This window comes from Nocardioides szechwanensis, assembly GCF_900103935.1.
Taxonomy (GTDB): domain Bacteria; phylum Actinomycetota; class Actinomycetes; order Propionibacteriales; family Nocardioidaceae; genus Nocardioides; species Nocardioides szechwanensis.
This window is the reverse complement of record NZ_FNIC01000003.1, coordinates 69884-96233: the sequence shown is the minus strand read 5'-3', so window position 1 is coordinate 96233 and position 26350 is coordinate 69884. Positions and strand designations below refer to the sequence as shown.

29 protein-coding genes are annotated in these 26350 nt (G+C 64.2%); 23 read left to right on the top strand and 6 right to left on the bottom strand.

The annotated features are described in order from the left end of the window. Positions 1 to 167 precede the first annotated feature (167 nt). Together BLR90_RS09015 and BLR90_RS21645 are read right to left on the bottom strand one after the other, a co-directional pair. The gene (locus BLR90_RS09015) at positions 168 to 581 is read right to left on the bottom strand and encodes a type II toxin-antitoxin system death-on-curing family toxin (protein ID WP_170254249.1); all 414 of its coding nucleotides are present in this window, start codon (positions 579 to 581) and stop codon (positions 168 to 170) included. After that, a complete protein-coding gene (locus tag BLR90_RS21645) occupies positions 578 to 712 on the bottom strand; it encodes a hypothetical protein (RefSeq protein WP_281245384.1) in 135 nt (44 codons plus the stop codon). The genes BLR90_RS09015 and BLR90_RS21645 overlap by 4 nt, the downstream gene beginning before the upstream one ends. 193 nt (positions 713 to 905) lie before the next feature. Here BLR90_RS21645 and BLR90_RS09010 point away from each other — a divergent pair, with 193 nt between their 5' ends. Then, the gene (locus tag BLR90_RS09010) at positions 906 to 1640 is read left to right on the top strand and encodes an AAA family ATPase (RefSeq protein WP_425433645.1); all 735 of its coding nucleotides are present in this window, start codon (positions 906 to 908) and stop codon (positions 1638 to 1640) included. Positions 1641 to 1646: 6 nt separating this feature from the next. Here BLR90_RS09010 and mshD read toward each other — a convergent pair whose 3' ends face one another. Together mshD and BLR90_RS09000 are read right to left on the bottom strand one after the other, a co-directional pair. Continuing rightward, complete coding sequence (gene mshD / locus BLR90_RS09005; RefSeq protein ID WP_091024738.1) at positions 1647 to 2453, bottom strand: mycothiol synthase; 807 nt, start codon at positions 2451 to 2453, stop codon at positions 1647 to 1649. Positions 2454 to 2614: 161 nt separating this feature from the next. After that, positions 2615 to 3355, bottom strand: a complete 741-nt coding sequence (locus BLR90_RS09000) for a winged helix-turn-helix transcriptional regulator (RefSeq protein WP_091024736.1) — start codon at positions 3353 to 3355, stop codon at positions 2615 to 2617. Positions 3356 to 3441: 86 nt separating this feature from the next. On the opposite strand from BLR90_RS09000, the gene BLR90_RS08995 reads away from it, so the two are divergent. Together BLR90_RS08995 and BLR90_RS08990 are read left to right on the top strand one after the other, a co-directional pair. Beyond that, on the top strand, positions 3442 to 3744 hold the full coding sequence (locus BLR90_RS08995) for a MoaD/ThiS family protein (protein ID WP_245715223.1): 303 nt from the start codon (positions 3442 to 3444) through the stop codon (positions 3742 to 3744). Positions 3745 to 3844: 100 nt separating this feature from the next. Continuing rightward, positions 3845 to 4309 carry a thioredoxin family protein gene (locus BLR90_RS08990; RefSeq protein ID WP_245715222.1) on the top strand — a complete coding sequence of 155 codons (465 nt, stop codon included), beginning with the start codon at positions 3845 to 3847 and terminating at the stop codon, positions 4307 to 4309. A 3-nt stretch (positions 4310 to 4312) separates the two neighbouring features. On the opposite strand, the gene BLR90_RS08985 is transcribed toward BLR90_RS08990, so the two are convergent. Continuing rightward, the gene (locus BLR90_RS08985) at positions 4313 to 5296 is read right to left on the bottom strand and encodes a GDP-mannose 4,6-dehydratase (RefSeq protein ID WP_170254250.1); all 984 of its coding nucleotides are present in this window, start codon (positions 5294 to 5296) and stop codon (positions 4313 to 4315) included. Continuing rightward, positions 5293 to 6291, bottom strand: coding sequence for a GDP-mannose 4,6-dehydratase (gene gmd, locus BLR90_RS08980; protein WP_091024731.1), 999 nt, complete (start codon positions 6289 to 6291; stop codon positions 5293 to 5295). Before gmd ends, BLR90_RS08985 begins: the two co-directional genes overlap by 4 nt. 69 nt (positions 6292 to 6360) lie before the next feature. Between gmd and BLR90_RS08975 the strand changes: the two genes are divergently transcribed. The 20 genes from BLR90_RS08975 to BLR90_RS08880 all read left to right on the top strand — a co-directional run bounded on the left by BLR90_RS08975 (position 6361) and on the right by BLR90_RS08880 (position 26290). Then, positions 6361 to 6813, top strand: coding sequence for a VanZ family protein (locus tag BLR90_RS08975; RefSeq protein WP_091024729.1), 453 nt, complete (start codon positions 6361 to 6363; stop codon positions 6811 to 6813). Between the two features lie 247 nt (positions 6814 to 7060). Then, on the top strand, positions 7061 to 7546 hold the full coding sequence (locus BLR90_RS08970; protein ID WP_091024727.1) for a DUF4395 domain-containing protein: 486 nt from the start codon (positions 7061 to 7063) through the stop codon (positions 7544 to 7546). An 11-nt stretch (positions 7547 to 7557) separates the two neighbouring features. Further along, positions 7558 to 8421, top strand: a complete 864-nt coding sequence (locus BLR90_RS08965) for a sulfurtransferase (protein ID WP_091024725.1) — start codon at positions 7558 to 7560, stop codon at positions 8419 to 8421. Next, positions 8421 to 8717, top strand: a complete 297-nt coding sequence (locus BLR90_RS08960; protein ID WP_091024724.1) for a DUF1416 domain-containing protein — start codon at positions 8421 to 8423, stop codon at positions 8715 to 8717. Before BLR90_RS08965 ends, BLR90_RS08960 begins: the two co-directional genes overlap by 1 nt. Positions 8718 to 9005: 288 nt before the next feature. Then, positions 9006 to 9887, top strand: coding sequence for a beta-keto acid cleavage family enzyme (locus BLR90_RS08955; RefSeq protein WP_245715221.1), 882 nt, complete (start codon positions 9006 to 9008; stop codon positions 9885 to 9887). 44 nt (positions 9888 to 9931) lie between these two features. Beyond that, positions 9932 to 10144: a hypothetical protein gene (locus tag BLR90_RS08950; RefSeq protein WP_091024722.1), complete on the top strand. Its 213-nt coding sequence runs from the start codon at positions 9932 to 9934 to the stop codon at positions 10142 to 10144. Positions 10145 to 10370: 226 nt separating this feature from the next. Then, a complete protein-coding gene (locus tag BLR90_RS08945; RefSeq protein ID WP_143016166.1) occupies positions 10371 to 10772 on the top strand; it encodes a hypothetical protein in 402 nt (133 codons plus the stop codon). A gap of 105 nt (positions 10773 to 10877) precedes the next feature. After that, positions 10878 to 12611, top strand: a complete 1734-nt coding sequence (locus BLR90_RS08940) for a DUF4012 domain-containing protein (RefSeq protein ID WP_143016165.1) — start codon at positions 10878 to 10880, stop codon at positions 12609 to 12611. Positions 12612 to 12687: 76 nt separating this feature from the next. After that, a complete protein-coding gene (locus BLR90_RS08935) occupies positions 12688 to 13812 on the top strand; it encodes a DegT/DnrJ/EryC1/StrS family aminotransferase (RefSeq protein ID WP_218029352.1) in 1125 nt (374 codons plus the stop codon). Then, the gene (locus tag BLR90_RS08930) at positions 13809 to 14426 is read left to right on the top strand and encodes a sugar transferase (protein ID WP_091024715.1); all 618 of its coding nucleotides are present in this window, start codon (positions 13809 to 13811) and stop codon (positions 14424 to 14426) included. The genes BLR90_RS08935 and BLR90_RS08930 overlap by 4 nt, the downstream gene beginning before the upstream one ends. After that, positions 14419 to 15714 (top strand): glycosyltransferase family 4 protein, encoded by a 1296-nt coding sequence (locus BLR90_RS08925; RefSeq protein WP_091024713.1) that lies wholly within the window; start codon positions 14419 to 14421, stop codon positions 15712 to 15714. Before BLR90_RS08930 ends, BLR90_RS08925 begins: the two co-directional genes overlap by 8 nt. Then, positions 15711 to 16754: a polysaccharide biosynthesis protein gene (locus BLR90_RS08920; RefSeq protein ID WP_091024711.1), complete on the top strand. Its 1044-nt coding sequence runs from the start codon at positions 15711 to 15713 to the stop codon at positions 16752 to 16754. The genes BLR90_RS08925 and BLR90_RS08920 overlap by 4 nt, the downstream gene beginning before the upstream one ends. Next, entirely contained in the window at positions 16751 to 17863 is a 1113-nt protein-coding gene (locus BLR90_RS08915) for a polysaccharide biosynthesis C-terminal domain-containing protein (RefSeq protein WP_091024710.1), read from the top strand. Before BLR90_RS08920 ends, BLR90_RS08915 begins: the two co-directional genes overlap by 4 nt. Next, positions 17860 to 18984: a non-hydrolyzing UDP-N-acetylglucosamine 2-epimerase gene (gene wecB / locus BLR90_RS08910; RefSeq protein WP_091024708.1), complete on the top strand. Its 1125-nt coding sequence runs from the start codon at positions 17860 to 17862 to the stop codon at positions 18982 to 18984. Before BLR90_RS08915 ends, wecB begins: the two co-directional genes overlap by 4 nt. 93 nt (positions 18985 to 19077) lie before the next feature. Next, a complete protein-coding gene (locus BLR90_RS08905; protein WP_170254251.1) occupies positions 19078 to 20100 on the top strand; it encodes a glycosyltransferase in 1023 nt (340 codons plus the stop codon). 142 nt (positions 20101 to 20242) lie between these two features. After that, positions 20243 to 21397, top strand: a complete 1155-nt coding sequence (locus BLR90_RS08900; protein WP_091024704.1) for a glycosyltransferase family 4 protein — start codon at positions 20243 to 20245, stop codon at positions 21395 to 21397. Between the two features lie 629 nt (positions 21398 to 22026). Beyond that, on the top strand, positions 22027 to 22596 hold the full coding sequence (locus tag BLR90_RS20970; RefSeq protein ID WP_176943977.1) for a glycosyltransferase: 570 nt from the start codon (positions 22027 to 22029) through the stop codon (positions 22594 to 22596). After that, positions 22589 to 23851 (top strand): hypothetical protein, encoded by a 1263-nt coding sequence (locus BLR90_RS08890; RefSeq protein WP_143016164.1) that lies wholly within the window; start codon positions 22589 to 22591, stop codon positions 23849 to 23851. Before BLR90_RS20970 ends, BLR90_RS08890 begins: the two co-directional genes overlap by 8 nt. 542 nt (positions 23852 to 24393) lie before the next feature. Further along, positions 24394 to 25062, top strand: a complete 669-nt coding sequence (locus tag BLR90_RS20965) for a glycosyltransferase family 4 protein (RefSeq protein ID WP_170254253.1) — start codon at positions 24394 to 24396, stop codon at positions 25060 to 25062. 43 nt (positions 25063 to 25105) lie between these two features. After that, positions 25106 to 26290, top strand: coding sequence for a polysaccharide pyruvyl transferase family protein (locus tag BLR90_RS08880; protein WP_091024692.1), 1185 nt, complete (start codon positions 25106 to 25108; stop codon positions 26288 to 26290). Positions 26291 to 26350: the final 60 nt, after the last annotated feature.

Genomic DNA, 26350 nt, shown 5'->3' with positions numbered 1-26350 from the left:
CTGTGGATAACCCCGGTCCGCTTTGCCTCTGCTTCCCAGGGCCTCCCGCTGACCACGGACTCGATCGCTGCCCAGGCGCTGACTTCGCCAGTCCGCGTCGGTCAGCCCGCCGGCGGCGCTGTTGGCCAATTGCGCCTCCGACTTTGCAGGTCGTCCCCCTGAGCCTGTCAGGCCTCGCCGGAGCGATGGTGCAGGTGGGCGACCTGGAACCACTCGGCGATATCTGCCACCTCGAGCGAGTGATCCAGCGCGACCGCCCGCACGAACATGTCCGACTGCACCGTCTCGACGCGACCGATGTCGATGCCGTTGAGCTCGAGCAGGGTGACGGCCGCGACCCACGCGGTGCGCTTGTTCCCGTTCTCGAAGACTTGGCGCGCCGCGATGCCGTGCAGCAGGGCCGCGGCCTTTTCGTACAGCGTGGGGAACGCCTCGTGATCGCCGAAGCCCGACCAAGGTCGCGACAAGGCGGCGTCCAGTCCGGCAGCGTCGAGGAGCACCGAGCTTTCCCCGGTCTCGGCGCAGAGGTCAACGTTCATCTCGACGACGGCTTCGACGTCGAGGCCCTGCGGTTCGCTCACCGGGCGAGGCGCTTGAGCAGCTCCGCGTCACGCTTACGGATCTTCTTCGAGATCTCGCGGACCTTCTCGCGGTCGGCAACCTTCACCGGGGCAGCAATCGACGCCTCGCGGTTGTCTCGCTTGGTCGCCATGCCACGACTGTACTTCGCGGCTCTTCGGATCGCCATCGGGTTCACGGCGACCGGTGCAACACCCTCGCTTTGCCCAACTTGGCGGACCCGAGGTTCTCAGCACGGAGGGTCCGCGCGCCACGTACACGTGGAGCAGGCGCAACAATCTCTTGGTTTACTGACCTTCACGCTCGTCGACCGACCGGGAGAACTCTTGAGCACGATCGAGGCCAGCGAGCTCGCCGACGCGCGCCGGATGCTGTCGGCGGTGGAGGACAGCTTCTCGTCGCGGATCGCGGGGCAGGAGCAGGTCCGGACCGCCCTGATCACAACTGTCCTCGCCGAGGGCCACCTGCTGCTGGAGAGCGTGCCCGGCCTGGCGAAGACCCTGGCCGCGGCGACCCTCGCGAAGTCGATGGCCGCCGTGTTCGCGCGCATCCAGTGCACCCCCGACCTGCTGCCCAGCGACATCATCGGCACCCAGGTCTACGACCCGCGGACCCACGAGTTCGACACCCAGCTCGGCCCGGTGCACGCCAACATCGTGCTGCTCGACGAGATCAACCGGGCGAGCGCCAAGACCCAGTCGGCGATGCTCGAGGCGATGCAGGAGCGGCAGACCTCGATCGCCGGGGTGGTCCACCGACTGCCCGAGCCGTTCATGGTGCTGGCCACGCAGAACCCCATCGAGGAGGAAGGCACCTACGTCCTCCCTGAGGCGCAGATGGACCGCTTCCTGCTCAAGGAGGTCGTCGACTACCCCTCGATGACCGACGAGCTGGACATCCTCGACCGGATCGCCGACGGCACCCTCGGCCCGCACGCCGCCGAGGTGACCCCGGTGCTGAGCACCGCCGACGTGGTCGGGCTGCAGGAGCAGCGCCGGGAGGCGCGGGAGGACTCCCAGGATGACCCCGACCCCGAGGCGTCACCGGTTCCAGAGTGGTGAGGCCGGTCAGCACCGGTACTGCACGTGGGTGTCCGTGGGAGCGTGCGTGAAGCCGAGGCCCGAGTAGACGGCGATGGCGGGGGCGTTGTCCGACTCCACGTAGAGGAGCACCTCGTCGGCGTCGGCGAGGTGGCGCAGCCCCGCGAGCGTGAGCACCTTCCCGAGACCCTGGCCCTGCGCCGCCGGGTCGATGGCGACGACGTACACCTCCGCGAGCTGGGGGGAGTGCCGCTTGGTCCAGTGGAAGCCGCGCAGCGTCCCGTCGCCGGCATCGGCGACGATCAGCCCGGCCGGGTCGAACCACTTCTCGGCCATCCGAGCGGCCAGGTCTTCGGCGTCCATCCGGCCCTGCTCCGGGTGTGCCGCGAAGGCGGCCGCGTTGACGCGCACCACCTCGGACGCATCATCGGGGCGGTATGAGCGCAGCGTCACGGTCCTGGGTACGACGAGCTCGGGCAGCGGCATCGCAGTGGGACGACGCATCACCCACAACGCCCGGATCGACTCGAACCCATGCGTCGCTGCGAGGGCCGCTGCGGCTGGGTGGTCCGCGTGCGACCACGCGAGCAGGGTGCCCTCGGGTGCCTCGGCCAGCGCCTGCCCGAGCAGCGCGCGCCCGATGCCTCGGCCGCGAGCCTCGGGACGGACGACCAGGCTGAGCTCAGGTCCGACGAGAAGCGCGAACCCGTCGTCGTCGTGGAAGCTGCGTACCTGCTCGGGATGGTGGCGCAGCGCCCGCCAGATCGCCTCGTCCACCGGTGCGGCGCCGTCGACGGCCTCGGCCTCGGCCGCGATCTCCTCCACTGCGCGCATCACCCCACCCTAGAAGCAGTGGCCGCCCAACGGTGGTTGAGGTGCGAGCGCAGCGAGCCTCGAAACCACGCCTGAGTGGGTGACGTCCCGCGAGGTGGTGGTTTCGAGGCTCCTCGCTGGCGCTCGTCGCACCTCAACCACCGTTGGAGGCTCATGCAGGCTCAGGCGTCCTGCTGCTCGCGCTGCGCGACGAGCGCGGCGTCGTCCGCGCTCTCCTTCTCCTTGGCCGGCACGACGAAGCGGTAGCCGACGTTGCGCACGGTGCCGATCAGGGTCTCGTTCTCGACGCCGAGCTTGGCGCGCAGGCGACGTACGTGGACGTCGACGGTGCGAGTGCCGCCGAAGTAGTCGTAGCCCCACACCTCCTGGAGCAGCTGCTGGCGGCTGAAGACCCGGCCGGGGTGCTGGGCGAGGAACTTGAGGAGCTCGAACTCCTTGAACGTCAGGTCGAGCGAGCGCCCGCCGATCTTCGCGGTGTAGGTCGCGTCGTCGACGACGACCTCGCCGGAGCGGATCACGTGGGCGTCGGGGTCGGCGGCCTCGCGGCGGGCGTTGAGGCGGCCGATGGCGAGCTTGATCCGGGCCTCGAGCTCGGCGGGACCGCACGTGTGGAGGACGACGTCGTCCATGCCCCAGTCGTGGTTGACGACCGACAGGCCGCCCTCGGTGACGATGAGGAGCACGGGCACGTCGGTGCCGGTGGTGCGGATCAGCCGGCACAGGTCGCGGGCGCCGGCGAGCTCCTGCCGGCCGTCGACCAGGAGGAGGTCGGCCTCGGGCGCCTCGAGCAGCGCACTACCCTCCGCGGGAAGGACCTTCACAGCATGGCCGAGGAGCGAAAGTCCGGGCAGGACCTCGGCCGAAGGCTGCAAGGCACTCGTGAGTAGAAGCAGTGTGCTCACAATGGTCTCCTCCCAGCTAGGGGCGGGGACCGAAACGCAACGCTGGGCTCCGGTCGGGCTAGATCAAGTGAGAAGAGTACCGAAACGTGGGCGACATATCGGAACGATCCAAGTTAATTGAGACGAACGTCATCCGGGTCCGTTACTGGGCCGCCGCGCGCTCGGCCGCCGGCGTCGACGGCGACGAGCTCCCTGTTACCGGCCCGATACCTCTCGCCGAGGTCGTCGACCGGCTCTCCCGCTTGCACCCGGGCACCCGCCTGATCGACGTGATCGGCGTCTGCTCGGTGCTGCTCGGCGACCGCCCGGTCTCCACCGAGGACCCCGCCGAGCTCCTCGTCCCGCCCGGCTCCACCCTGGAGTTCCTACCGCCGTTCGCCGGCGGCTGACGCTCCCAACCCCACCGCTGGTTGAGGTGCGAGGAGCGCCAGCGACGAGCCTCGAAACCCCCGACGGAATGCTGCCCACTTCATGTTTGTTGTCGCCGACGTGCCCCCCGGACTGATCGTGCTGCTCGTCGCTCTCGCCGCGGCTCTCGTCTTCGGGGGCTACCGGGCGGTGACCGACGGCCGCTTCCGCGGCACCCACCGGGTGCGCGATGTCGAGCTCGAGTCCGGCGTTGTGGCCCTCGCCGAGGACGAGCCCACGTCGGTGCTCGCTGACACGGAGTGGTCTGGTCAGCTGGGGGAGCGGGCAACCCTGCTGCAGTTCTCGAGCGCCTTCTGCGCGCCCTGTCGCGCGACCCGACGCATCCTGTCCGAGGTGGCCGAGGTCGTGCCCGGAGTCACCCACATCGAGGTCGACGCGGAGCACCACCTCGATCTCGTACGCCGCGTCGGCGTGATGCGGACCCCGACGACCTTGGTCCTGGACAAGAACGGCGTCGAGGTCACGCGCGCCGCGGGTGCGCCGCGCAAGGAACAGGTACTCCAGGCGCTGGCCCAGACCGAGTAGCAGTCAGTGTGGGTAGAGGTAGTCCGTGGACTCCTCGACGCCGGTCCGCAGTCGTTCCAGGTCGACCGCCACCATGTGCTCGACCACCTGCTCGAAGGTGAGCGTCGGCTCCCAGCCGAGGACCTGTCGGGTCTCCGACGTGTCGGCGTCGAGCGTCGGCGCGTCGGCGGGCCGGACCAGCGCCTGGTCCTGGACGACGTACGACCAGGGGTCGGTGACACCCGCGGCGGAGAAGGCGGTCTCGACGAGGTCGCGCAGGGTGTGCGTGACCCCGGTCGCGACCACCAGGTCGGCAGCGGTGTCGAGCTCGAGCATCCGGGTCATGGCGGCGACGTAGTCGCTGGCCGCTCCCCAGTCGCGCGAGACCTCCAGGTTGCCGAGCGACACGGACTCGCGCTTCCCGAGGGCGATCTCAGCAGCGGCGCGGGTGATCTTCCGGGTCACGAAGCGTTGCGGCCGCAGCGGGCTCTCGTGGTTGTGGAGTACGGCGGTGCAGGCGAAGAGCCCGTGCTCCTCGCGATGCTGGGTGGTCGCGGCGTGGGCGCGCGCCTTCGCCTTGGCGTAAGGGCTGTCGGCCGCCGAACCGTGCTCCTCGGCCGAGCCGGCCTGAAAGAACCGAACGTCATCACCGGTGCGAGCGCGGTGGTCGAGCATCACGTCGAGCATTCGCTCCACCGCCGCACCGTTGACATCGTCGACGAGGTCCGGCTGGTCCCAGCTGGCCCCGACCGACGAAAAGGCGGCGAGGTTGAAGACCCAGTCGGGTCGGCACTCCTCGAGGAGCCTCCGAAAACCGGTGTCGTCTCGGAGGTCGTGCTGCACCAGGTCAACGCCGTCGAGGTAGACCGCCAGGTCCTGCTCGGCGGTCGCGGCCTGCCGCTCGGTGCCGACTACCCGGAAGCCGAGCCCGATCAGCCGGCGCGCGAGGTAGATGCCGTCCTGGCCGGCCACCCCGGTGACCAGCGCCGTGCGCGCCGCAGGACTCACCGCGGGTCGGGTGGCGAGATCTCGGCCAACGCGGCGATGTCCGCATCCACCATCAGCTTGGCCAACGCCTCGACGTCGGTCTGCGCCTTCCAGTCGAGCAGCTCGCGTGCCTTCGACGGATCACCGATGAGGGCGTCGACCTCGGTGGGGCGCTCATACTTGTCGTCGAACATGACGTAGTCGCGCCAGTCGAGGTCGACATGCTGGAACGCGAGCTCGACGAAGTCCCGGACGGTCGTCCCGACGCCGGTTGCCAGCACGTAGTCGGTCGGCTCATCGGCCTGCAGCATCCGCCACATGCCCTCGACGTACTCCTTGGCGTAGCCCCAGTCGCGCACCGCATCGATGTTGCCGAGCATCAGGATGTCCTGGTGGCCACCCTTGATGGCCGCGACCGCTTTGGTGACCTTGCGGGTCAGGAACGTCTCGCCGCGACGGGGGGACTCATGGTTGAAGAGGATCCCGGAGACGGCGTACATGTCGTAGGCCTCGCGGTAGTTGACCGTCATCCAGTGTGCGTAGAGCTTGGCGGCGGCGTACGGCGAGCGTGGGTAGAAGAGGGTCTTCTCGTTCTGCGGGGGCGGCGTCGCGCCGAACATCTCGGAAGTGGAGGCCTGGTAGAAGCGGCAGTCGAGCTTCGCCGCGCGAATCGCCTCGAGCAGCCGCACGGTGCCGATCCCGTCCGCCGAGGCGGTGTACTCCGGCATCTCGAACGAGACGCGCACGTGGCTCTGAGCGGCGAGGTTGTAGACCTCGTCGGGCTGGATCTCGAGCACCAGGTTGACCAGGCTCACCCCGTCGGTCATGTCGCCGTAGTGCAGGAAGAGGCGCTCGCCGGCCTCGGCGTCCAGGTAGATCGGGTCGATCCGCCCGCGGTTGAAGCTCGACGAGCGCCGTACCAGGCCGTGGACCTCGTAGCCCTTCGCGAGCAGGAGCTCGGCGAGGTAGGACCCGTCCTGCCCGGTGATCCCGGTGATGAAAGCGCGCTTGGGCACGTCGATCCCGTCCTGCTCGAAAGTGGGGTTGGTCGAGGATAGTGCGCCGCCCTCTGACACGGTGGGGCCGTGGAGGTCACCCGAGCTCGCCGTCTGATGACGATCGCGCTGACCGCCTACCTCCTCGTCCTCCTCTTCGCACTTCTCACGCCGTCGGCAGCGACGCCGTCGTCGAGCGTCTCCTGGGTCGCTGAGGTGCTGCGGAGCCTGGGGGCTCCTGAGCGGGTCCTCATCCCTGATCGGGTGGAGTTCCTCTGCAACGTCGCGATCCTGGTGCCCGCTTCCGCCCTGGGGTCTCTGCTCTGGCGTGCGGCGACCTGGCGCGACTGGACGGCCTACGGGTTCGTGTTCGCCGGCGCCATCGAGGTGGTCCAGGGGCTGTTGCTCCCAGAGCGGTCGGCAACGTACGTCGACGTCGTCGCCAACACGTTGGGGGCCCTGGTGGGCGCCTTGCTGGTCGCCGCCACCAGATACGTCCGCGGAGAGTCATCTCAACCTTCGGACTGGCCATCCACGATATGAGACACGAATTGGGCGCCCCGTTCCGGGCTCCCTACTCTTGACGACATGTCCTCGACCTGGTTGACGAAGCGGCGCGCAGTGGACCACTGCCGTATGCACTCGTCCCTGTGTCGAATGTCCTGACGGGCCTCGTCCACAACTTCGCTAAGTCTACTGGATCACTTCAGTAATCCTGTGAGTTGGACCGCGCATCTCTGTGCGCGCCGGGCCCTACGCCTTCCCAGCCAGGACACTTCAGGAGACTCGTATGACCACCCAGATCGACTCACAGATCGACTCACGGGGCCCGCAGTTCACCGCCGCCGTCACCGTCGTCGTGCTCGCGGCGGTGCTCGTGACCGCGCCCAGCACGTTCGCCACCGCCCTGCTCGGCGCCCAGGCCGTGCTGTTCGCGATCGGTGCCGGGCTCGGGGTCCAGAGGACGCCGCACGCGTGGGTCTTCCGCTCGTTGGTCCGGCCGCGGCTGACGAAGGCCGCCGAGCTGGAGGACCCGGCGCCCCCGAGGTTCGCGCAGGGGGTCGGCCTGGCCTTCGCTCTCGTCGGCGTCATCGGTCTCGCCGCCGGCGCCACCGTGGTCGGGCTCGTCGCCACCGGCTTCGCCCTCGCCGCCGCCGTGTTGAACGCGGTCTTCAAGTTCTGCCTCGGCTGCGAGCTCTACCTGATCCTCAAGCGCCTCACCGCCACCACCACGACGTCGGGCCCGGTCGCCGCCGGCCAGTCCGCAACCAACTGAAAGGCAACACCATGACCCGCGAGAACTCTCTCGTCTCCGCCCAGTGGGTCGAGGACAACCTCGACAACCCCGACATCGTCCTGATCGAGGTCGACGAGGACACCACGGCCTACGACAAGGGCCACATCAAGAACGCAATCAAGCTCGACTGGACGACCGACCTCCAGGACCAGGTGCGTCGCGACTTCGTCAACAAGCAGCAGTTCGAGGCGCTCCTGTCCGACCGCGGCGTCTCCAACGACCACAAGGTCGTGCTCTACGGCGGAAACAACAACTGGTTCGCCGCCTACGCCTACTGGTACTTCAAGCTCTACGGCCACCAGGACGTCGTGCTGATGGACGGCGGTCGCAAGAAGTGGGAGCTCGACTCCCGCGAGCTCACCGACGAGCTTCCGACCCGTGAGAAGACGACGTACACCGCACAGGACCAGGACACGTCCATCCGTGCCTTCCGCGACGACACCGTGGCGGCCATCGGCGTGCAGAACCTGATCGACGTCCGCAGCCCCGATGAGTACGCCGGTCGCCTCCTCGCGCCCGCCCACCTCCCGCAGGAGCAGGCGCAGCGGGCCGGCCACGTGCCCACGTCGCTCAACGTGCCGTGGAGCAAGAACGCCAACGACGACGGCACCTTCAAGTCCGACGAGGACCTCAAGGCCCTCTACGCCGAGGTCGGCATCGACGACTCCAAGGACACCATCGCCCTGTGCCGCATCGGTGAGCGCTCGTCGCTCACCTGGTTCGTGCTCAAGGAGCTGCTCGGTCACCAGAACGTCAAGAACTACGACGGCTCCTGGACCGAGTACGGCTCCCTCGTCGGCGTCCCGATCGCGCTCGGCGACGAGCCTGGCCAGGCTGACGGGCAGGGTGCCTGATGTGCGGCGCGACTGAGGGCGGCCTGTCCCTCGACGGCGTGGACGTCAAGAAGGAGGCCATCATCCAGGGCCAGGTCCTGCGTGGCTCCGTCCCGGTGGGCAACGCCTACGTGCGCCTGCTCGACCGCACCGGTGAGTTCACCGCCGAGGTGCCCACCTCGGCGACTGGCCACTTCCGATTCTTCGCCGGCGAGGGTGAGTGGACGCTCCGCACTCTCGCTCCCAAGGCCGAGCCGGTCGACAACTTGGTCGTGGCCGCCATCGGATCCGTCGCCGAGGTCACCGTCGCGATCTGACCCACACACATCGCCGGCCCGTCGCTCTGCGGCGGGCCGGTTTGTCTATTGGACCGTCACCCGCTGTGCACCCAATTCACCTGCGGCGCACGCGCTCGAGGCGCTAACCTCAGGACGGTCTAACGGGGGAGTATTAAACGATGGCGCGACGACGCAAGTCCGCGAGTTTGGGTATCGAACGTCGGTGGATCTTGACGGTGCAGGCCGTGGGCCTGTCACTCCTGGGTCTGGTGACTCTCTTCTTGGTCTACAAGGGCATGAACAGGGTCTGACGCACGCTCTGACAGCATGGGCCGCATGCCCGCCGTACCTCCCGAAGCACTGCTGATCACGGTCGCACCCACCGGCGCCGAGACCGCCAAGGCCGACTGCCCCCAGCTCCCGACGACGCTCGAGGAGCTCGTGGCAACCGCCAGGGAGTGCGAGAGCGCCGGGGCGGCGATGATCCACGTGCACGTTCGCGACGCCGACCATCGCCCGACCCTCGACCTCGGCCTGCTGACCGAGACCGTCGATGCCCTGCACGAGAGCACGGACCTAGTCGTCCAGCTCTCCACCGGTGGGTCGGTCCACGACCCGCTCGACAAGCGGCTCAAGGTGCTCGACGCCCGACCCGACTCGTGCAGCCTGACCATGGGCACCACCAACTTCGGCGACGACGTCTTCGCCAACCCCTGGCCGTTCGTGTGCGAGCTCTACCAGCTGAGCCAGGAGCGCGGCATCGTTCCCGAGTTCGAGCTCTTCGACCTCGGGCAGGCGCACGCGCTGACCCGCCTGATCGACCGCTTCGGGCTCCCGTACGGCGGACGCGTGCACTGCGACTTCGTGATGGGCGTTCCCGGCGGGATGCCGGGCACGGCAGACGCTCTCGTCGCCGGCGTCGCGACCCTGCCTCCCGAGGTCACGTCGTGGTCGGCCACGGGGATCGGCCGGAGCACGCTGCCGGTCGCCCTCGCGGCGCTGTCGAAGGGTGGTCACCTGCGGGTGGGCATGGAGGACGTGCTCACCATCAGTCGAGGCGTCCCGGTCGAGAACAACGCGCAGCTTGTCGAGCGGGTGGTGGGTCTCGGCGCGCTGGCCCAGCGGCGGCCGATGACCACCACAGAGGCGCGGGACCTGCTCGGCCTCACCCCTGCCCAGCAGGCGCGACGCGGGAGCACTGACGGGTGACGAGGGCCGGACACCGCACGTCGACGTGGACCTCAACGAACGCCATGCGCTCCAAGCTGTCCTACCTCCGCCACGGCGGCGAGGTCTCGAACCTGCCGGTCGCCGGCCAGAATGTCGACAACGTGGCCCAAGTCCTCGACCTGGCAGGGCGCCCGGCGGACACGCTGAACGCGCCCGTCTCGGGCCGGAGGCCGGTGCGGGTCGAGTGGGTGCTGCGCACCGGAGCCGGCCAGACGGCCGGCACTCATGCGGCGTAAAACCTCGGCCTAGCCCTCGCCAACCGGACAGATCGGTGTCCAGCGCTTGTTCGCGAGAGTGAAACTCTCTCATCAGAAGACGCCCGGGTCGGCCCCCTGCGTGGGCTCCGGATCCAGGTTCTTCATATGTCTCAATTTCGCAACGTGTGATTGACTGTGAACTCACGTACCACGAATTTGGCGCACCCTCCGGCGCCTCAGCGGGAAGACATAGACCATGAAGAAGATGACGACTGGCCTGATGGCCACCATGTTCGCGTCCGCCAGTCTCGTGGGCGTCTCTGGCACGGCGGCTACCGCGGGCCCCTACACGGGAACCGTTCCGACTTCTACAGTCTGCAAGGCACAGAACGTCGAGCGCGGCGACAATGGCCGCATCGCGGTCCGCATCGTCGCTGACGGCAACGCCGAGCCCAGGGGCAACGTTACCGTCCGCGTCGTCAAGAACGTCGGCGACTTCCGCTACATCAACACCAAGGACTACGACGGCGGCGTGATCATCTTCAAGACGCCCGACCTCGACAAGCGTGGCAAGTACCAGGTCACGTGCCGGTTCGACCGCAAGCCCAACTCGGTGTGGAAGGACTCGAACAACACCGACTCCTTCTGGGTCACGCGTCGCAACTGACACTCGCTCTATGACAGGCCCCGCAGCCGAGGCTGCGGGGCCCGTTTGTGTCTGCGGCCGCAAGGGCGTGCCCCGGGTCTCGGGAACTGCTGACAGAATGCCCCGGTGACTCGACGCCGCGTACTACTCGCCCTCGCCGCGGTTGTGGTCCTGGCTTCCGCCTTCGTCTGCTACCAGGCGTGGCAGGTCCAACGGGACCTCACCAAGGCCGAGGCCAGCGTCGACGACCTGACTGCCGCGATCGACTCCGGCGATGCCGCGGCCCGCAAGCAGGCGATCATGGACCTGCAGGATGCCGCCCAGTCCGCCGAGGAGCGCACGGACGGCCCGTTATGGGGGGCGCTGACGAAGCTCCCGGCCTTCGGGGACGACGCCGAGGCGGTCCGCGCCCTGAGCGCCTCGCTCAGCATGGTCGCCACGGACGGTGTCGGTCCGCTGTCCGACAGCATCACTGACCTCGACCGCGTGTCCGTGGGCGGCCGCATCGACATTGACCTCATCGAGGACCTTCAGGACCCGGTCTCGCAGGCACGATCGGCCTTCGAGGCTGCGGCCGCCGAGGTCGACAACATTGACTGCAGTGGGTGCGTCGGTGCGCTCCAGCCACGCTTCGACGAGTACGTCGAGCGGGTGGACGAGGCCGCCTCGGCTCTCGCCTCTACCGAGACCGCCACGCGGGCCCTCCCCGACATGCTGGGCGCCAGTGGCCCTCGTGACTACCTGCTCATCTTCCAGAACAACGCCGAGATCCGCGCCACTGGTGGCATGCCCGGCTCCTGGGCGCAGCTCCACGCCGAGGACGGCGAGTTGGAGATGGTTAAGCAGGGCACAGCCGGTGACTTCCCCATGACCGCCCAGCCGGTCCTCCCGCTGACCGACGAGGAGGTCGCCGTCTACGGCAAGGAGATAAGCACTTACTTCCAGGACCCCGGCTTCACGCCAGACTTCCCTCGCGCTGGTGCCCTGTGGCGAGCCCACTGGGAACGCAAGTTCCCCGATACCCCCATCGACGGAGTCATCGCCCTCGACCCGGTCGCGATGTCCTACCTCATCGACGGCACCGGACCCGTTAGTGTCGGCGGCACCACCCTGACCCGGCAGAACCTGGTCGAAGAGCTGCTGAACCGGCCCTACCTCGAGCTAGACACGAGCGCCCAGGACGAGCTGTTCAAGGAAGCCGCTCGCGAGATCTTCGACGCGATTACCGGTGATCTCCAGTCTCCGGTCGACCTCGTGCGCGGGCTCAGCAAGGCGGCCGAGGAGAGCCGCCTCCTCGTCGCACCGTTTGCCGAGCAGGACGCCGCGGCCCTTGCGGACAGCAACGTGCTCGGCGCCATGGGGGGAGACAGCGAGACGACGCCCTACGTCGACATCGGTCTCAACGACGCCACCGGCTCCAAGATGTCCTACTACCTCCGCTACTGGGCCGACGTTCGAGCGGTGTCCTGCACAGGTGGCACTCAGGAGCTCGAGGCCTCCATGAGCCTGAGCCAGGCCATCGCCCCGGCGGAGGCGGCGAAACTGCCGCCCTCGGTCACTGGCGGGGGCAACTACGGCACGGAGCCAGGTTCTCAGTTGGTGATCGTGCGCCTCTACGGCCCGGCTGGGGGCAAGATCCAAGACATCAAGATCGACGGCAAGGAGATGAAGCCCTCCAGGGATCTACAGCTCGATGGACGTCCCGTCGTGTTCCTGGCGATGATCCTCGAGACGCGCAACGACGTCGTGGTCACCTGGTCGATGACCGCTGGGATAGGCCAGACCGGTGACGGGACGGTTGACGTAACGCCCGGCGTACAGCCGGGAAACAAGAGCTCCAGCTTCGCCAGCGCATGCTGATCCGTACACCCCACGGTGGAAATCCCGCATAGGATAAGGGCGCAATGACGGACCGACCCGAGGGTGAGCGCCAGCGTTGAAGATCTTGCTCTCCCCCCCTGATGTAGGCGACCTCGAGCACGAGTACGTCATGGCGGCTCTGCGCTCTGGCTGGGTCGCTCCTGCTGGGCCGGACCTCGCAGCCTTTGAGCAGGAGGTCGCGGCGCGGGTCGGCGTCACCCACGCGGTCGGTCTTTCGTCGGGGACCGCCGCTCTTCACCTGGCCCTGGTGTCGTGGGGGGTCGGACCTGGTGACGTCGTGCCGGTCTCGACGCTGACCTTTGCCGCCACCGTCAACGCCATCCGCTACGTGGGCGCGACGCCACATTTCGTCGACTGTGACCCTGAGACCGGCAACATGAGTCCGGCCCTTCTCGAGCAGGCACTCTCCGAGCTGGCGGCTTCGGGTCAGAGGGTCCCGGTCGTGATCCCGGTGGACATGTTGGGCAAGTGCGTCGACTACGCGCCGATCGCCGAGGTCACGCAGGCGCACTGCGCGCTGCTTCTTGCAGATGCCGCCGAGTCGTTCGGCGCGACCTACGGCGGGCGCTCGGCGGGCTCCTTCGGCGATGCCTCCGTGCTGTCCTTCAATGGAAACAAGATCATGACCACCTCTGGCGGTGGGATGCTCCTCACGGACGACGAGCGATTGGCGGCGCATGTTCGCAAGCTGTCGACGCAGGCGCGCGAGCCGGTGGCTCACTACGAGCACGCGGAGATCGGCTTCAACTATCGTCTCTCCAACATTCTCGCCGCCCTCGGCCGAGGTCAGCTCACGCGTCTCGACAACATGATCAAGCGGCGTAGAGAGTGGCGTGAGCGCTACCGAGCAAACTTCTCTAAGTCTTTGGGCGTGCGCATCCTCGGCGGTGACGACGATGCCCAAGACAACTGTTGGCTCACAGCCATCGTGGTGGACCCCCTGGTTTCCGGGTGGACGGCAACCGACCTCGGCGCTGCGATGACAGAAGTCGGCGTCGAGACCAGGCCCATCTGGAAGCCGATGCATCTCCAGCCGATCTCCCGCGGCCTGGGGGGGACTTTGGACGGCTCGGCCGAGACCATCTTCGCTCAGGGTCTGACCCTCCCTAGTGGCTCGGCGATGACTGACGAGCAGTTTGCCTCCGTGGAGTCGGTCATCCGCTCCGTGACAGTGTCATGACCGCAGTCCCGTACGACCGTCTGAAGCGCGCCCTTGACGTCCTGATCGGCGGCACGGTCTTGGTGCTGACAATCCCCATTCAGCTGGTCGTCGCGTCACTCGTGCGCCTCAGGCTCGGGGCTCCTGTCTTCTTTCGCCAAGAGCGCCCGGGCAAGGACGAAGAGATCTTCGAGCTGGTCAAGTTCCGCACCATGCTGGCGCCGGACCCGGAGCGCGGCCTCGTCGACGACGCCGACCGCATCACGCGGCTGGGCGCCATGCTGCGCGCCACGAGCCTGGACGAGCTCCCCACGCTGTGGAATGTCGTCAAGGGCGACATGAGCCTGGTTGGCCCACGCCCGTTGCTCGTCCACTACCTCGAGCGCTACTCGCCTACGCAGCGCCGACGCCACGAAGTGCGCCCCGGCATCACCGGCCTGGCACAAGTCAACGGCCGCAACTCCTTGAGTTGGCAGGACAAGTTCGCCCTCGACGTCGAGTATGTCGACCGCCGCTCGTTCGCTCTCGACCTGACGATCCTGTTCGCCACCGTCACCAAGGTGCTCCGCCGGGAAGGGATCTCCGACGGAGAGTCGGCCACCATGGCAGAGTTCATGGGCGACGGTCGTGTCTGACACCAACGTGGCTCGCGGACTGCGGGTGGCCTTCGTGTGCCAGTGGTTCGCCCCGGAACCCGTGAGCCAGCCGACGTGGATCATCGAGGCGCTGGCGGCTCGCGGGGCGGATGTCCGAGTCTTGACAGGCATCCCCAACTACCCGACCGGGCGGGTCGTGCCGGGATATCAAGCGTGGCGGCGGCGTTTCGAGGAGGTTGATGGGTTCTCCGTACAGCGCACACCGCTGTTTCCGAACCACGGCTCATCGGCGCTGCCGCGGATGCTCAACTACCTGTCCTGGGCTGTGAGCAGCACCGTGTTCGGGCAGCGACTTCTTCGGTCCGCGGATGTTGTGCTGGTGTACTCCTCGCCCGCGACGGCGGCCATGTCCGCGATGCGAGCCCGACGACGCGGTACGCCGTACGTCCTCTTGATCCAGGACGTGTGGCCCGACTCCATTTTTGCCTCCGGATTCCTGCCAGGTCTGGCCGGGCGCTTCGCTCGTCGACTGGTGAACCGGTTCGTCGATGCCGCCTACCGCGGTGCGGCACGCATCGTGGTCACATCGCCCGGCATGCGCGACCTGCTCGTCGATCGCGGGGTCCCCGGTGAGCGGGTCAGCGTCATCTTCAACTGGGTCCCTGACGGCGAGGTGGGCACGCCGCCGAGCAGTCCGGGAGCCCTCCGAGACCGGCTGGGGATCCCGGCGGATGCGTTCGTCCTCATGTACGCGGGCAACCACGGTGCCGCGCAGGGTCTTGACGTGGCGATCCGCGCCTGCGCCCAGGTCGGGCCGGGGCGTGAGTGTCACCTGGTCCTTGTCGGCGACGGCGTCGAGAAGGCTGCCCTCGAGGAAGTGGCGCAGCGAGAGGCGCAGGGCCTCGTGCACTTCCTGGGGTCGCGACCACGCAGCGAGATGGCCGAACTGATGAGCCAAGCGGACGCTCAGCTCGTGTCGCTCGTGTCCGCCCCGCTCTTCGCGGTGACGACCCCGAGCAAGCTTCAGTCCGTGCTGCAAGCGGGTCAGCCCGTCCTCGTCAGTGCCGATGGTGACACTGCACGCCTCGTTCAAGAGGGAGGCGCTGGCCGCACTGCCCCCGCCGGCGACGTCGACGTACTGGCACGACAGCTGCGCGCCCTCGCGGACCTCAGCGCACACGAGCTCGACGAGCTTGGGCGAAGGGGTCGCAACCTTTACGAGACCCGGATGGCCGAGAATATAGGCGCAGGGCTGATGATGGACACGCTTCGTGCGGCAGCCCCCAGCCGTGATGCGCAGCCTCGAAAGATAAGGACGAGCAGGTGACCACTTCTGCCCAGGGTCCCGTTCTGGTGACGGGAGGGACGGGATCCTTCGGATCCACCATGGTGCGACGCCTGCTGGCGACTGACATCGAGGAGATCCGTATCCTCAGCCGCGACGAGGCCAAGCAGGACAAGATGCGTCGTGAGCTCGCGGACGGCCGTGTGAAGTTCCATGTAGGGGACGTGCGCGACTCCCGGAGTGTCGAAGACGCGGTCAACGGCGTGCGGCACATCTTCCACGCGGCCGCGCTGAAGCAAGTGCCCAGCTGTGAGTTCTTCCCACAACAGGCGGTCCTCACTAACGTCAATGGCAGTGACAACGTGATCCGAGCCGCTGAGCGTGCCGGCGTCGAGTCGGTGGTCTGCCTGAGCACCGACAAGGCCGTCTACCCGATCAACGCGATGGGCATCTCCAAGGCGATGATGGAGAAGGTGGCACAGGCGCACGCGCGCCACCGCGGCGATGATGGCCCGATCGTCTCCATCACGCGCTACGGCAACGTAATGTACAGCCGCGGCTCGGTCATCCCTGTCTTTGTCGAGCAGCTTCGGACCGGCAAGCCGCTGACGGTCACGGACCCCACTATGACCCGCTTCCTCATGTCGCTCGACGAGTCGGTCGACCTCGTAGAGTACGCCTTCACCGAGGCGAAGCCGGGCGACCTGTTCGTGCGGAAGGCACCTGCCAGCACGGTCAAGGATCTCGCGCTTGCCGTCGCCGCGCTGTTCGGTGTCGAGGACCCCGAGATCCGCATCCTCGGCACCCGGCATGGCGAGAAGCTGTACGAGTCCCTGCTGAGCCGTGAGGAGCTGCAGAAGGCCGACGACCACGGCGACTACTTCCGGGTGCCGCTCGACGCTCGCTCCCTCGAGTACGAGCTGTTCTTCGAAGAGGGCGAGCGCGAGCTCGTCGACCACGACTACACCTCGCACAACACCGAGCGCCTGGACGTCGCCGGGGTCAAAGAGCTGCTGCTCACCCTGCCCCCGATCCAGCGGGAGCTTGCTGCCGCTGGCCGGTCGCCGGAGGGCGCCGCATGAAGGTCGTGATCACTGGAGGACACGGGTTCCTTGGCTGGCACACCGCGTGTCGGCTGCGCGCTCTCCGTGGGGTGGAGGCGAGGCGCCTGGGCCGAGGCGAGCAGGAGGAGCTGCACGCCTCGGTAGCGGAGGCTGACGTAGTGATCCACATCGCCGGGATCAACCGCGCCGCGTCCGATGCAGCGGTCCAGCAGGGCAACGAGGACCTCGCTCGCGAGCTGGCCGCAGCAGTCGTGGCGGCCGGCCGTCCGATCAGGTTGGTCTATGCGAACTCGATCCAGGCAGACCTCGACAATCCGTACGGTGTCGGCAAGGCGGCCGCTGCCTCGATCCTGCGCCAAGCGGCGGGCGAAGTGGGCGGGTCTTTGGCCGACGTTCTCCTTCCCAACCTCTTCGGTGAGCACGGCAAACCCCACTACAACTCTTTCGTGGCGACGTTCTGCCGCGTGGTGGCGGACGGGGGCACGCCGTCGGTCACCGACGACAAGGCCGTGCTCCTTCTCCACGCCCAGTCGGCCGCGCAGCACCTGATCGACGCGATGGAGGGCGCGTGCGACGTACAGCTTCGCCCCGAGGGCGAGCTAAAGAGAGTCTCGGAGGTGCTGAGTCTGCTGCGCGGCTTTCATGAGCTGTACGAACGTGGCGAGACTCCCGCCCTCACGGATCCCTTCCTGGTGGATCTCTTCAATACCTACCGCTCCTACACCTTTCCCCAGATGTTCCCGATGCACCCCCAGGTGCACAGCGACGAGCGCGGCGATCTCGTCGAGACGGGTCGCAGCCACGGGGGGACTGGTCAGGCCTTCGTGTCGACGACCAGGCCGGGGTTCACTCGAGGTGACCACTACCACCTGCACAAAGTGGAGAGATTCTTCGTCGTGCGCGGTGAGGCCGAGATCTCCTTGCGACGACTGCTGCACGAAGAGGTCGTCACGTTCCAGCTAGGTGGCGACCGACCGGGCTTTGTCGACATGCCCACCCTGTGGGTGCACAACATTACGAACGTCGGCGACGAGGAACTGGTGACCATGTTCTGGGCGGACCAATTGCTGGACCCCGTGCGTCCGGACCAATACCCCGAGCAAGTTGGCCGAGAGGGCGCGCGATGAAGGTTCTGACCATTGTTGGCACCAGGCCCGAGATCATCCGTCTATCTCGTGTAGTCCACCGCCTCGACAACACGCCGGGCATGCAGCACGTTCTCGTGCACACTGGACAGAACTACGACTACTTCCTGAACGAGGTGTTCTTTGCAGAGTTAGGGCTTCGCCCTCCCGACCACTTCCTGCAGGTCGACACAAGCAGCTTAGGGGCCGTTCTCGGCGGTGTCCTAACTGGCACTGAAAAAGTTCTGGAAGCAGAGCGACCAGACGCAGTTCTCGTGTTGGGCGACACCAACTCTTGCATCGCTACGGTAATGGCAAAACGAATGCGGATCCCCACCTATCACATGGAGGCAGGTAACCGCTGCTTCGATGAAAATGTTCCTGAGGAGACAAACCGCAAACTCGTAGATCACGTCGCAGATTTCAATCTCGCCTATACTGAGCACGCGCGTCGCAATCTTCTAGCCGAGGGAATCCACCCTCAACGCATCCTGTTGACTGGATCGCCCATGCTTGAAGTGCTCGGGGCGTTCCGCGAACAAATAGCCCGTTCCGACGTGCTGGAGCGGCTGAGTCTCAAGCAAGGAGAGTACTTCCTTGTGAGTGCTCACCGTGAGGAAAACGTGGATTCGCCGGCGCGTCTTCGCATGCTTCTGGACTGCCTCAGGGGGGTTCGCGATGAATTTCAAAAGCGAGTTGTGGTCTCAACACATCCGCGCACACGCAAGCGGATCGAGGCCCTCGAAGGCACCCCCGACATATCGGGAGTAGAATTCATGGAACCCTTCGGCTTCTACGACTACAATAGGCTGCAGTCCTCTGCCGCTTGCGTCCTATCTGACTCAGGTACGATCTCCGAAGAATCCTCCATATTGGGCTTCCCTGCAATTACGTTGCGTGATTCGATCGAGCGGCCCGAGGCTTTGGACAGCGGGTCAATAATTATGACGGGCCTGGAAGTCGCTGATGTTGTCCGCTCTGTCCGTATTGCCTCCGCCGACGGGGCAGTGATGTCGCCACTCCCCGCGGGGTACGAAGTAACCGACACGAGCAATCGTGTGGTCCGCTTCATCGGATCTACGGCGAACCGACACCACCAATGGGCGGGCATTCGAACTTTGTGAACATGGCGCTCGAAGCAAATGTCGCCTTTGCAAGTAGGGGCTTTGATTATGGACTCGCTCGGCAATGTAATTCCCACTCGAGGCACTTCGATCGTGTTCGACGTCGCTGCATCTCATGGGGGTGCCATGTCAGTGCTTAGCGACTTCTACGACGAACTAGTGGCCACGCAGAGACCTGGCAAGGTCTACCTAGTACACAGCACCGGACAGTTCCGATCCACCGAATCCGTACGAGTGCTGAAGTACTCGTGGCCGAAAAGGAACTGGATCTTCAGATTAGCCTTTGACCTGTTCATGGCGCCGATGCTGATAGGCGTTACACGAGCTGAGCGAGTTGTGTCCCTGCAAAACCTGATGGTCCCATTCACTGGGAAACCTCAGACTCTGCTTGTGCACACCCCTCTGCCCTTCGTGGACGTGCGCTTCGCGTTCCGAGAAGCCCCGCTTCTTTGGGTCTATCAAAGGATCATGGCACCCGCCATCCTATACTCAATCCGACATTGCGAACTGACGATAGTCCAGACACGTTGGATGAGGGAGGCGGTTCTAGCAAGAACCGGCGCACCTAGCGAATCTGTACAGGTGATCCCACCCGCGGTGCCGCAGACGAGGACAAAGGGTCGTGATAGCGGCGTTCCTGCTACTGCCCCAACGTTCTTCTACCCCGCGAGCGACGTTGTCTACAAGAATCACGCTCTTGTCGTGGAAGCCGTCGAACAATTGCAGACTATGGGTCTCAGTGGTTTCACAGTGATATTTACGCTGACGGGGAATGAATCCACAAGGATAGTGGAACTAAAACGGAGGTCCGAATCCTTAAGTCTTCCCATCCGTTACGTCGGCACAATGAGCCGAGAGGAAGCGCTCGACAAGATATCGAAATCCGTCCTTGTGTTTCCTTCGTACGTCGAGACGTTTGGCCTACCGCTGCTTGAGGCTAGGCAAGCTGGGTGCCTCATCCTTGCGACTGACCTGCCTTTCGCCCGCGAGGTGCTTGCTGGTTACGAGCGCGCGGAGTATTTCGACCCGTTCAGCGCTGCTTCTCTTCGGGACAGAATGGCGGACATTATCCTGGGCCATTGTCAGACCACAGGGGTCCGTGGGGAGTCGTCTTGACGACGATGGCGGTGCTTCAGTTTCGACGGCGACGACCGTGTCGAGGTTGTGCTCGATATTCATACCAGGCAGTCGAGTATGTGGGCCCATCTGGTCCACGCAGCGCCCTTAGCTTGGGAAAGGGGGTGCGATTGTGAACAGTGTGAGTCCACCACAGCTTGTCTTCTGGCGAGACGCTCCCGTCGACGTCGAGGCCAGTGTTTTTGAGTTCGTGGAGAGCACGTGGGGTGCCAAAGTCACCTTCGTTTGTGAGAATGACTACTCAAGCGAGCGCGCGCAACTTGCGTGGAGAATTCCTGAGCTCAATCAAGTCATTCTTAAGAACTCTCCTGAGCTCCGCCGCAAGGCTGAGCTTCTCATTGCCGAGCCCCACACAATCCACATATTCAACGGATTCCGGGGCGGGAGCCGGACGTCCCTCATGCGGCTGCGTGCGATGGAGGGCGCTCGGTGGGGTATTCTTGCCGAGCGCCCCACCGAGTTTGATTCGACGTTCCTAGGTATTGCCAAGACGCGTGTAAGCCGACAGGTCTACAAGCACTACTGCCGTCAGTTCAGAAATGATTGCTCAGTCTTCTTTGCCATGGGCAGACGAGGCGTTGATACCTACGCCCGCCTCGGGTTTAGCCACCAGTTGCTATTTCCGTTCATGTACGGGATATATGACCACGTTGACCCTCGACCCGAACTGCGGACCGTGCCATCCGACCCGACGCGCTTTATATACGTCGGACGTCTGGACCAAGCCAACAAGGGTGTCGACATGCTCTTGGAGGCGTTCATGGACCAACGTCGCTCGGACTTCAGGCTGGACATCGTGGGTGGGTATGGCGACATGCTCGAAGAAGTCCAGGACGCCGCTCGTCAGGACTCAAGAATCACATTCTTGGGAATCTGGGAGCCGCACGAGGTCGTTCGCAATATGTCGCGATACGACGTCTGCGTGGTTCCTAGTCGCTATGATGGTTGGAACGTGATCGTGAATCAGGCGATCAACGCTGGGCTCGGGTGCATCGTCACAGATGGGGCGACGTCCGACGAACTGGTCGAAGTTTCTGGTGCAGGGATTGTCATCCCGCGCAACGATCAAAGAGCGCTGAATCAGGCCGTTCAGGAAGTCCTCGATGCTCAGCACATGGTTGAGCACTTCAAGCGAGCGGCGCTTGCGTACCGAACAAGTATCTCGCCAGACGTAGTTGGGCAGTACATGATCGACGTACTTCGACACGTGTTCGATCTTGGCGGCGCTGCCGGACGACCGATCTGCCCCTGGTTGGAATGGGGCACAAGCAGGTGAACGTGGTCTTCGTAGGTTCTGTCGTTTCCAGAGAGGCCCAAGAGTCCCTCCGGGCCGCTTCGCCAGCCGGGAACAACTTTCAACTGGGGTTCTTGGGCGGCGCCGCCACACTCGGCGTGCGCCTCACAGTGGTCGCAGTAGAGCCTCATGCAATGGGGAAGCGACCCGGCGATAGGCTCGTCATTCGAGCATCGACCCAGCCTCTCGTTCAAGGCCTAGTTGGGAGGACGGTTGGCTTTGTCAATATCCCCGGCGTTAAACAACTCTGTATCGCGGTCGGAACACTCAGTCGACTTGTGGTTTGGCGATTGCGAGGATGGGAAGATTCTGGCGGAAACACGGTGATTTTGTATAACAGCCTGTCATATCAGTTCCTGCCATGCTATATGGCCAGCCGACTCTTTCGCTGTCAGTTTGGTGTCGTGGTTGCCGATCTTCCTCTAGGCCGGACTCGAAACGCCCTTGGAGGGGTTATCGAGAAGGTTGAACAATGGCTGGAGGTAGGTAGTCTGCGCCACGCTGACTTCCTAGTCCCACTAACCCGTCATACGCAACCGGACCTTGCTCCCAATGTGCCGTCGATTGTCGTTGAGGGCGGTCACTCCGAGATAGATCGGGCGGGTCGCGTCGTGGCACGGGACGCCACGGTCCCTCGCCGTCTGCTCTACGCGGGATCGCTCAACTCTGTTTCTGGCATTGCCTTAGCAATCCAGGCGGTTCGCCTCATTCCGGACGGCGAGGTGGTCCTCCACATCTACGGGTCCGGGACCGCCGAGCAGGTCGCCTCCGTGAGGGCCTACCAATCGGACTCCATCGTCTACCACGGCACTGTCGAGCGCCGGGAGATACTCCAGATCGAATCTGAGGTGGACATGCTTCTCTCTCCAAGGATTCCGGATGAGTTCGTCACACGCTATACGTTTCCGTCCAAACTGCTCGAGTACATGGCATCGGGCACACCAGTCCTGAGCAATTGCCTAGATGGGATCCCTGAGGAGTACCTGGGATACGTAGTAGTACCTGCGAGCCCGACCCCTGAGGCCTGGGCTGCGACAATCCGCGAGGTTTGCTGGGACGAATCCGGCGAGTACGAACGCACGGCGCGACGAGCTCGACGGTTTGTGTTGGAGCAGAAGAGTTGGGCGAAGCAGGCGGCTCGCGTCGTAGAGTTCCTACGGAAGCAGGCACGCGGTGCCTGACACAAGCAGGCGGATGAACGCTCCGCGGTATGTCTTTGTCGTCCTACTTGTCTACCTATCAGGTTCGGCGTTCATGCCTCAATGGTATGCGCCCAAACTCATAGCCATGACCATGTTGGCGCTCGTCCTACTCGCGACGGGACGATCATTCGGTGTTAGGGATGGCCGGGCCGGGCTCGCAGTCTTAATGCTACTGGTCGCCAGCGTGCTGCTCGTCGCGCTGCACACGGGCGATCCCGACCTTGGCCCGTACCTAACCGTTCCTCTGCACCTGACAGTGGGATTCCTTGCCTGCTATATCCTGGAGCCTCGATTCTTCCGGGACGCATACATAAACGTGATGGCCGCCAGTGCGCTTATATCCGTGGCTTTGTACCTTGTCGCCCGTATAGCTCCCTCGGTGATCTCGTTCTTCCCCCTTCGCATGAGCACGGAGTCGTACGACTACTATGACGCTGGCGTCCATGTGTTCCTAGTCTCCAGAGCCGTGGGAGAGCAGGGAATACCGCTTGATAGGAATAGCGGCTTCGCGTGGGAACCCGGCGCATACCAAGTCTTCCTAAACTTGGCGATCCTTCTCTTGGTTCAGCGTCGCGCCCAAACCGTCGAGCGCAGAAAAGACAGAATCGTTGCGCTGGCCCTTGTGGCCGGCGTAGTCACCACGCTCTCGACAGGCGGATACTTGACGATGGCGGTCATCTTGTCTGCGTACTCGCGAGAAGTGTTTGCCATTTTTGGAATGACGCGGCATCTCATACGATACGCCGTGGGCCCAGTCGCCATAGTGGCCGCAGGGCTACTGTTCGCAGCACGGGACGTGGATGCAACCTTCATTGGCGAGAAATTCACGCGTGAATTTAGCAACGGAAGTGTCCTTGCCCTTGAGCGGATCGGGCTTGACCGCGTGGGCTTTGTCGCTAGTGATTTCCAGTCGATATTTGGAGTCGGCTTTACGGCGTGGCTAGACACGGAGTTGTCGTTGTGGAACTCCGTAATTCACTCGGCAGTGACGTTGGGCTTACCGTTCACTCTAGGGCTCGGTGCCCTTTACGTGCGCTACTGCCGACAGTATCGGCATCCGGTGGCCGCCCTGGCACTCATGACTGTGGCGTTTTCAACCGAGGCGCTCTTCTGGCGGATGCTCTTTGCCTACTTGGCCTTCTCGGGGGTCATGTATGCGAGCAGCCATCTCCAGTCGAGGACTCAAGCCACTGAATCCTCTCCGGCATCCCCGCCTCGGGGGACGCAAAAGTGAAGGTTCTCCTTATTCACCACGCCTCTGCCTTAGGCGGCGGGAGCATTAGCCTCCTAGACGTAGTCGCGATGCTCCGTGAAGAGCACGAGGTCATCGTATGTGCCCCGGCCAGCCCGTCTTGGTTGAGCTCTGAACTTGAGAGACGAGGGGTCGAATTCTCGCCGGCCATTCTTCCGTTGCCTATCTACTATCACTACAACGGCACTGCCGGGGCGCCCATATGTTGGCACCTCATGTTGCGGGGGCTACTTACCTATCTCCGTTACCGTAGTGCGTGGATCGAGGTGATTCGTGATTCAGGCGCCCAGATCGTTATCGTCAATTCGGCTGCCTTGTGCCTTTTCGGACCTATCATCCGGGCCGCGGGAGCTAAGCCCATCTGCTTTGTGCGAGAAACTTTCCCACCTAGTTCCCGCTCTGTCAGGACTCGAATCCTCTACCGGGTCCTCGGGCGCCACTTCTCGCGGTCCGTCTTCCTCTCCGAGCGGGACCGCGAGGCTGCTGCCTTGCCGCCATCCCGGGCGGCGGTACTGTTGGATTGCATGCGGCAGGATGAACTCCGGGAGAAAGGTCGTAAGGAGGCGCGCCGCGAGCTCTCGATAGCGGAGAACTACTTCTGGGTCCTATTCACTGGAGGGAACTCGCGTCTCAAAGGTTTTGACACGGCACTGCGGGCTATCGGTCGCACACGGCTTTCTGAGATCCGACTGCTGGCGGTTGGAGTTGGAGGCGACGCCATGACTCCCAACGTGAAGTTGCGCAATTGGGTCGCCGACCCTCGAAATGCCTACTACAGACTTAGGGTGGCTGCTCTGTTGAAGTCGCGGTCCGTTCAAGAGCGAGTGGTGCTGCTCGGTCCGCGAAACGACATGTCCGTTCCCTATTCAGCGTCCGACGTGGTCATTTTTCCATCAAGTCTCGCTCATCAGGCCCGCCCAGTATACGAGGCTGGCTCCTTTGGCCTTCCCATCGTAATATCCGATTTCCCCAGCGCGGCAGAGTTTGTCTTCCCGGGATCAAACGGTTTGTTGATTCCGCCCAGAGACGCTCCTAAACTCGCCGCAGCATTGGACATGCTAGCTTCCCAAAGGGAGTACTGTGCCGCCCTTGGGGCAGAGAATAGACGACAGCACAGCAGCCGCCGTCAATTCTCAGTCATGCAGAGGTTGCTAGTCGAACTCGTCAAGGACGTAGGTGAGGAAGGGCCGTGAGAATGCTCAACTCTGCTCCTGTCCATCCTAGAATGGTAAAGGTGTGAAGATTGTCCTGATCAGCTTCTTTAGAAGCGCGAATCTTGGAGATTTGCTTATTGCGCGTACTCTCGCTGACGCTCTTGAGTTACACGGTGCGACTACACGCTTAAGCTACTCGTCGTCACCATTGCATTCTTCGGACATCGAAAGCATGGGCGCCGACTTCACACCTGTCAACGCATCCGTGTGGCGGAGCGTACTGCGGCGATGGGCAAGCCGCCTGGGGCTTGATCCTCTACTGCGCCGGGCGCGGACACATCCAGCAATCAACCCTTGGCGCGACGATCCTGAGGTGGCGCGTTGTATAGGTGACGCTGACCTGGTGGTCATTGGCGGGGGAAATCTCATCTTTGATGTCGACCCTTGGACGAGGTCCTGGGAGTTCTTTGATTCGGCCCTGAATGCTGCACGTGGGCGGGGCATACCTGTGATAGGAATGTGTTTGGGTATCGGTCCGTTCGCCACGGACGAGCAGAATCTTAACGCCGTTCGTAGCCTGGAAAAGTGTGCTGCTGTCTCATTTCGCGATCGGCGTTCGCTTGAGCTGTACAGGAGGTACTCGAGCGCGGGCAATGCGCATCTGAGTGTCGATCCAGTCTTTACCATGCCGCTGGTGGTGGGAGGCGCTGGTGAGCGTGGGGTCATCGGAGTGAATTTCGTGGATATGCGATTGGCGGGCGCCGGCCCGTGGGTCGCTATGAAGAACCGTAGGCGCTACTGCGAGCTGATCGCTGCGATCCTAAGACGGTTTACGAACGACATCGTGCTGTTCTCCACTGACTTGAACGACTATCCTCTGCTCTTCGACATCGATAGGCGTGTCTCTTCACCCCGTTGTCGGGTGGCGAAGGTAGACGGCAGACACAGTTTGCTCACCCTCTACGCGTCCTTTGATGTAGTTGTCGCCGCTCGTATGCATGCATTAATAACTTCGTATGCTCAATTGATACCCGTGGTTGGCCTCGCATGGCAGTCCAAGGTTCGCGAGTTCTTCGATATAGTGGAGGACGACTCTTCCGTCTTTGAGTGTGATAATCTCCCGGCGGAAATCCCGAACATTTTGGAGAAGATTCACCAGAAAATCGAAGCTAGGCATGAAGAGCGCCGGGAGATGACTATCCGACGTAAGGCAATTGAAGAGCGATTCTTGGTTAATCATGAGCTCGTGGCCTCAGTACAGCTGTAGCGTGGCGTCAACAGCGATCTGGCTCGACCATCGCGTTCAAGGACTATTTGGTGCCCTGGG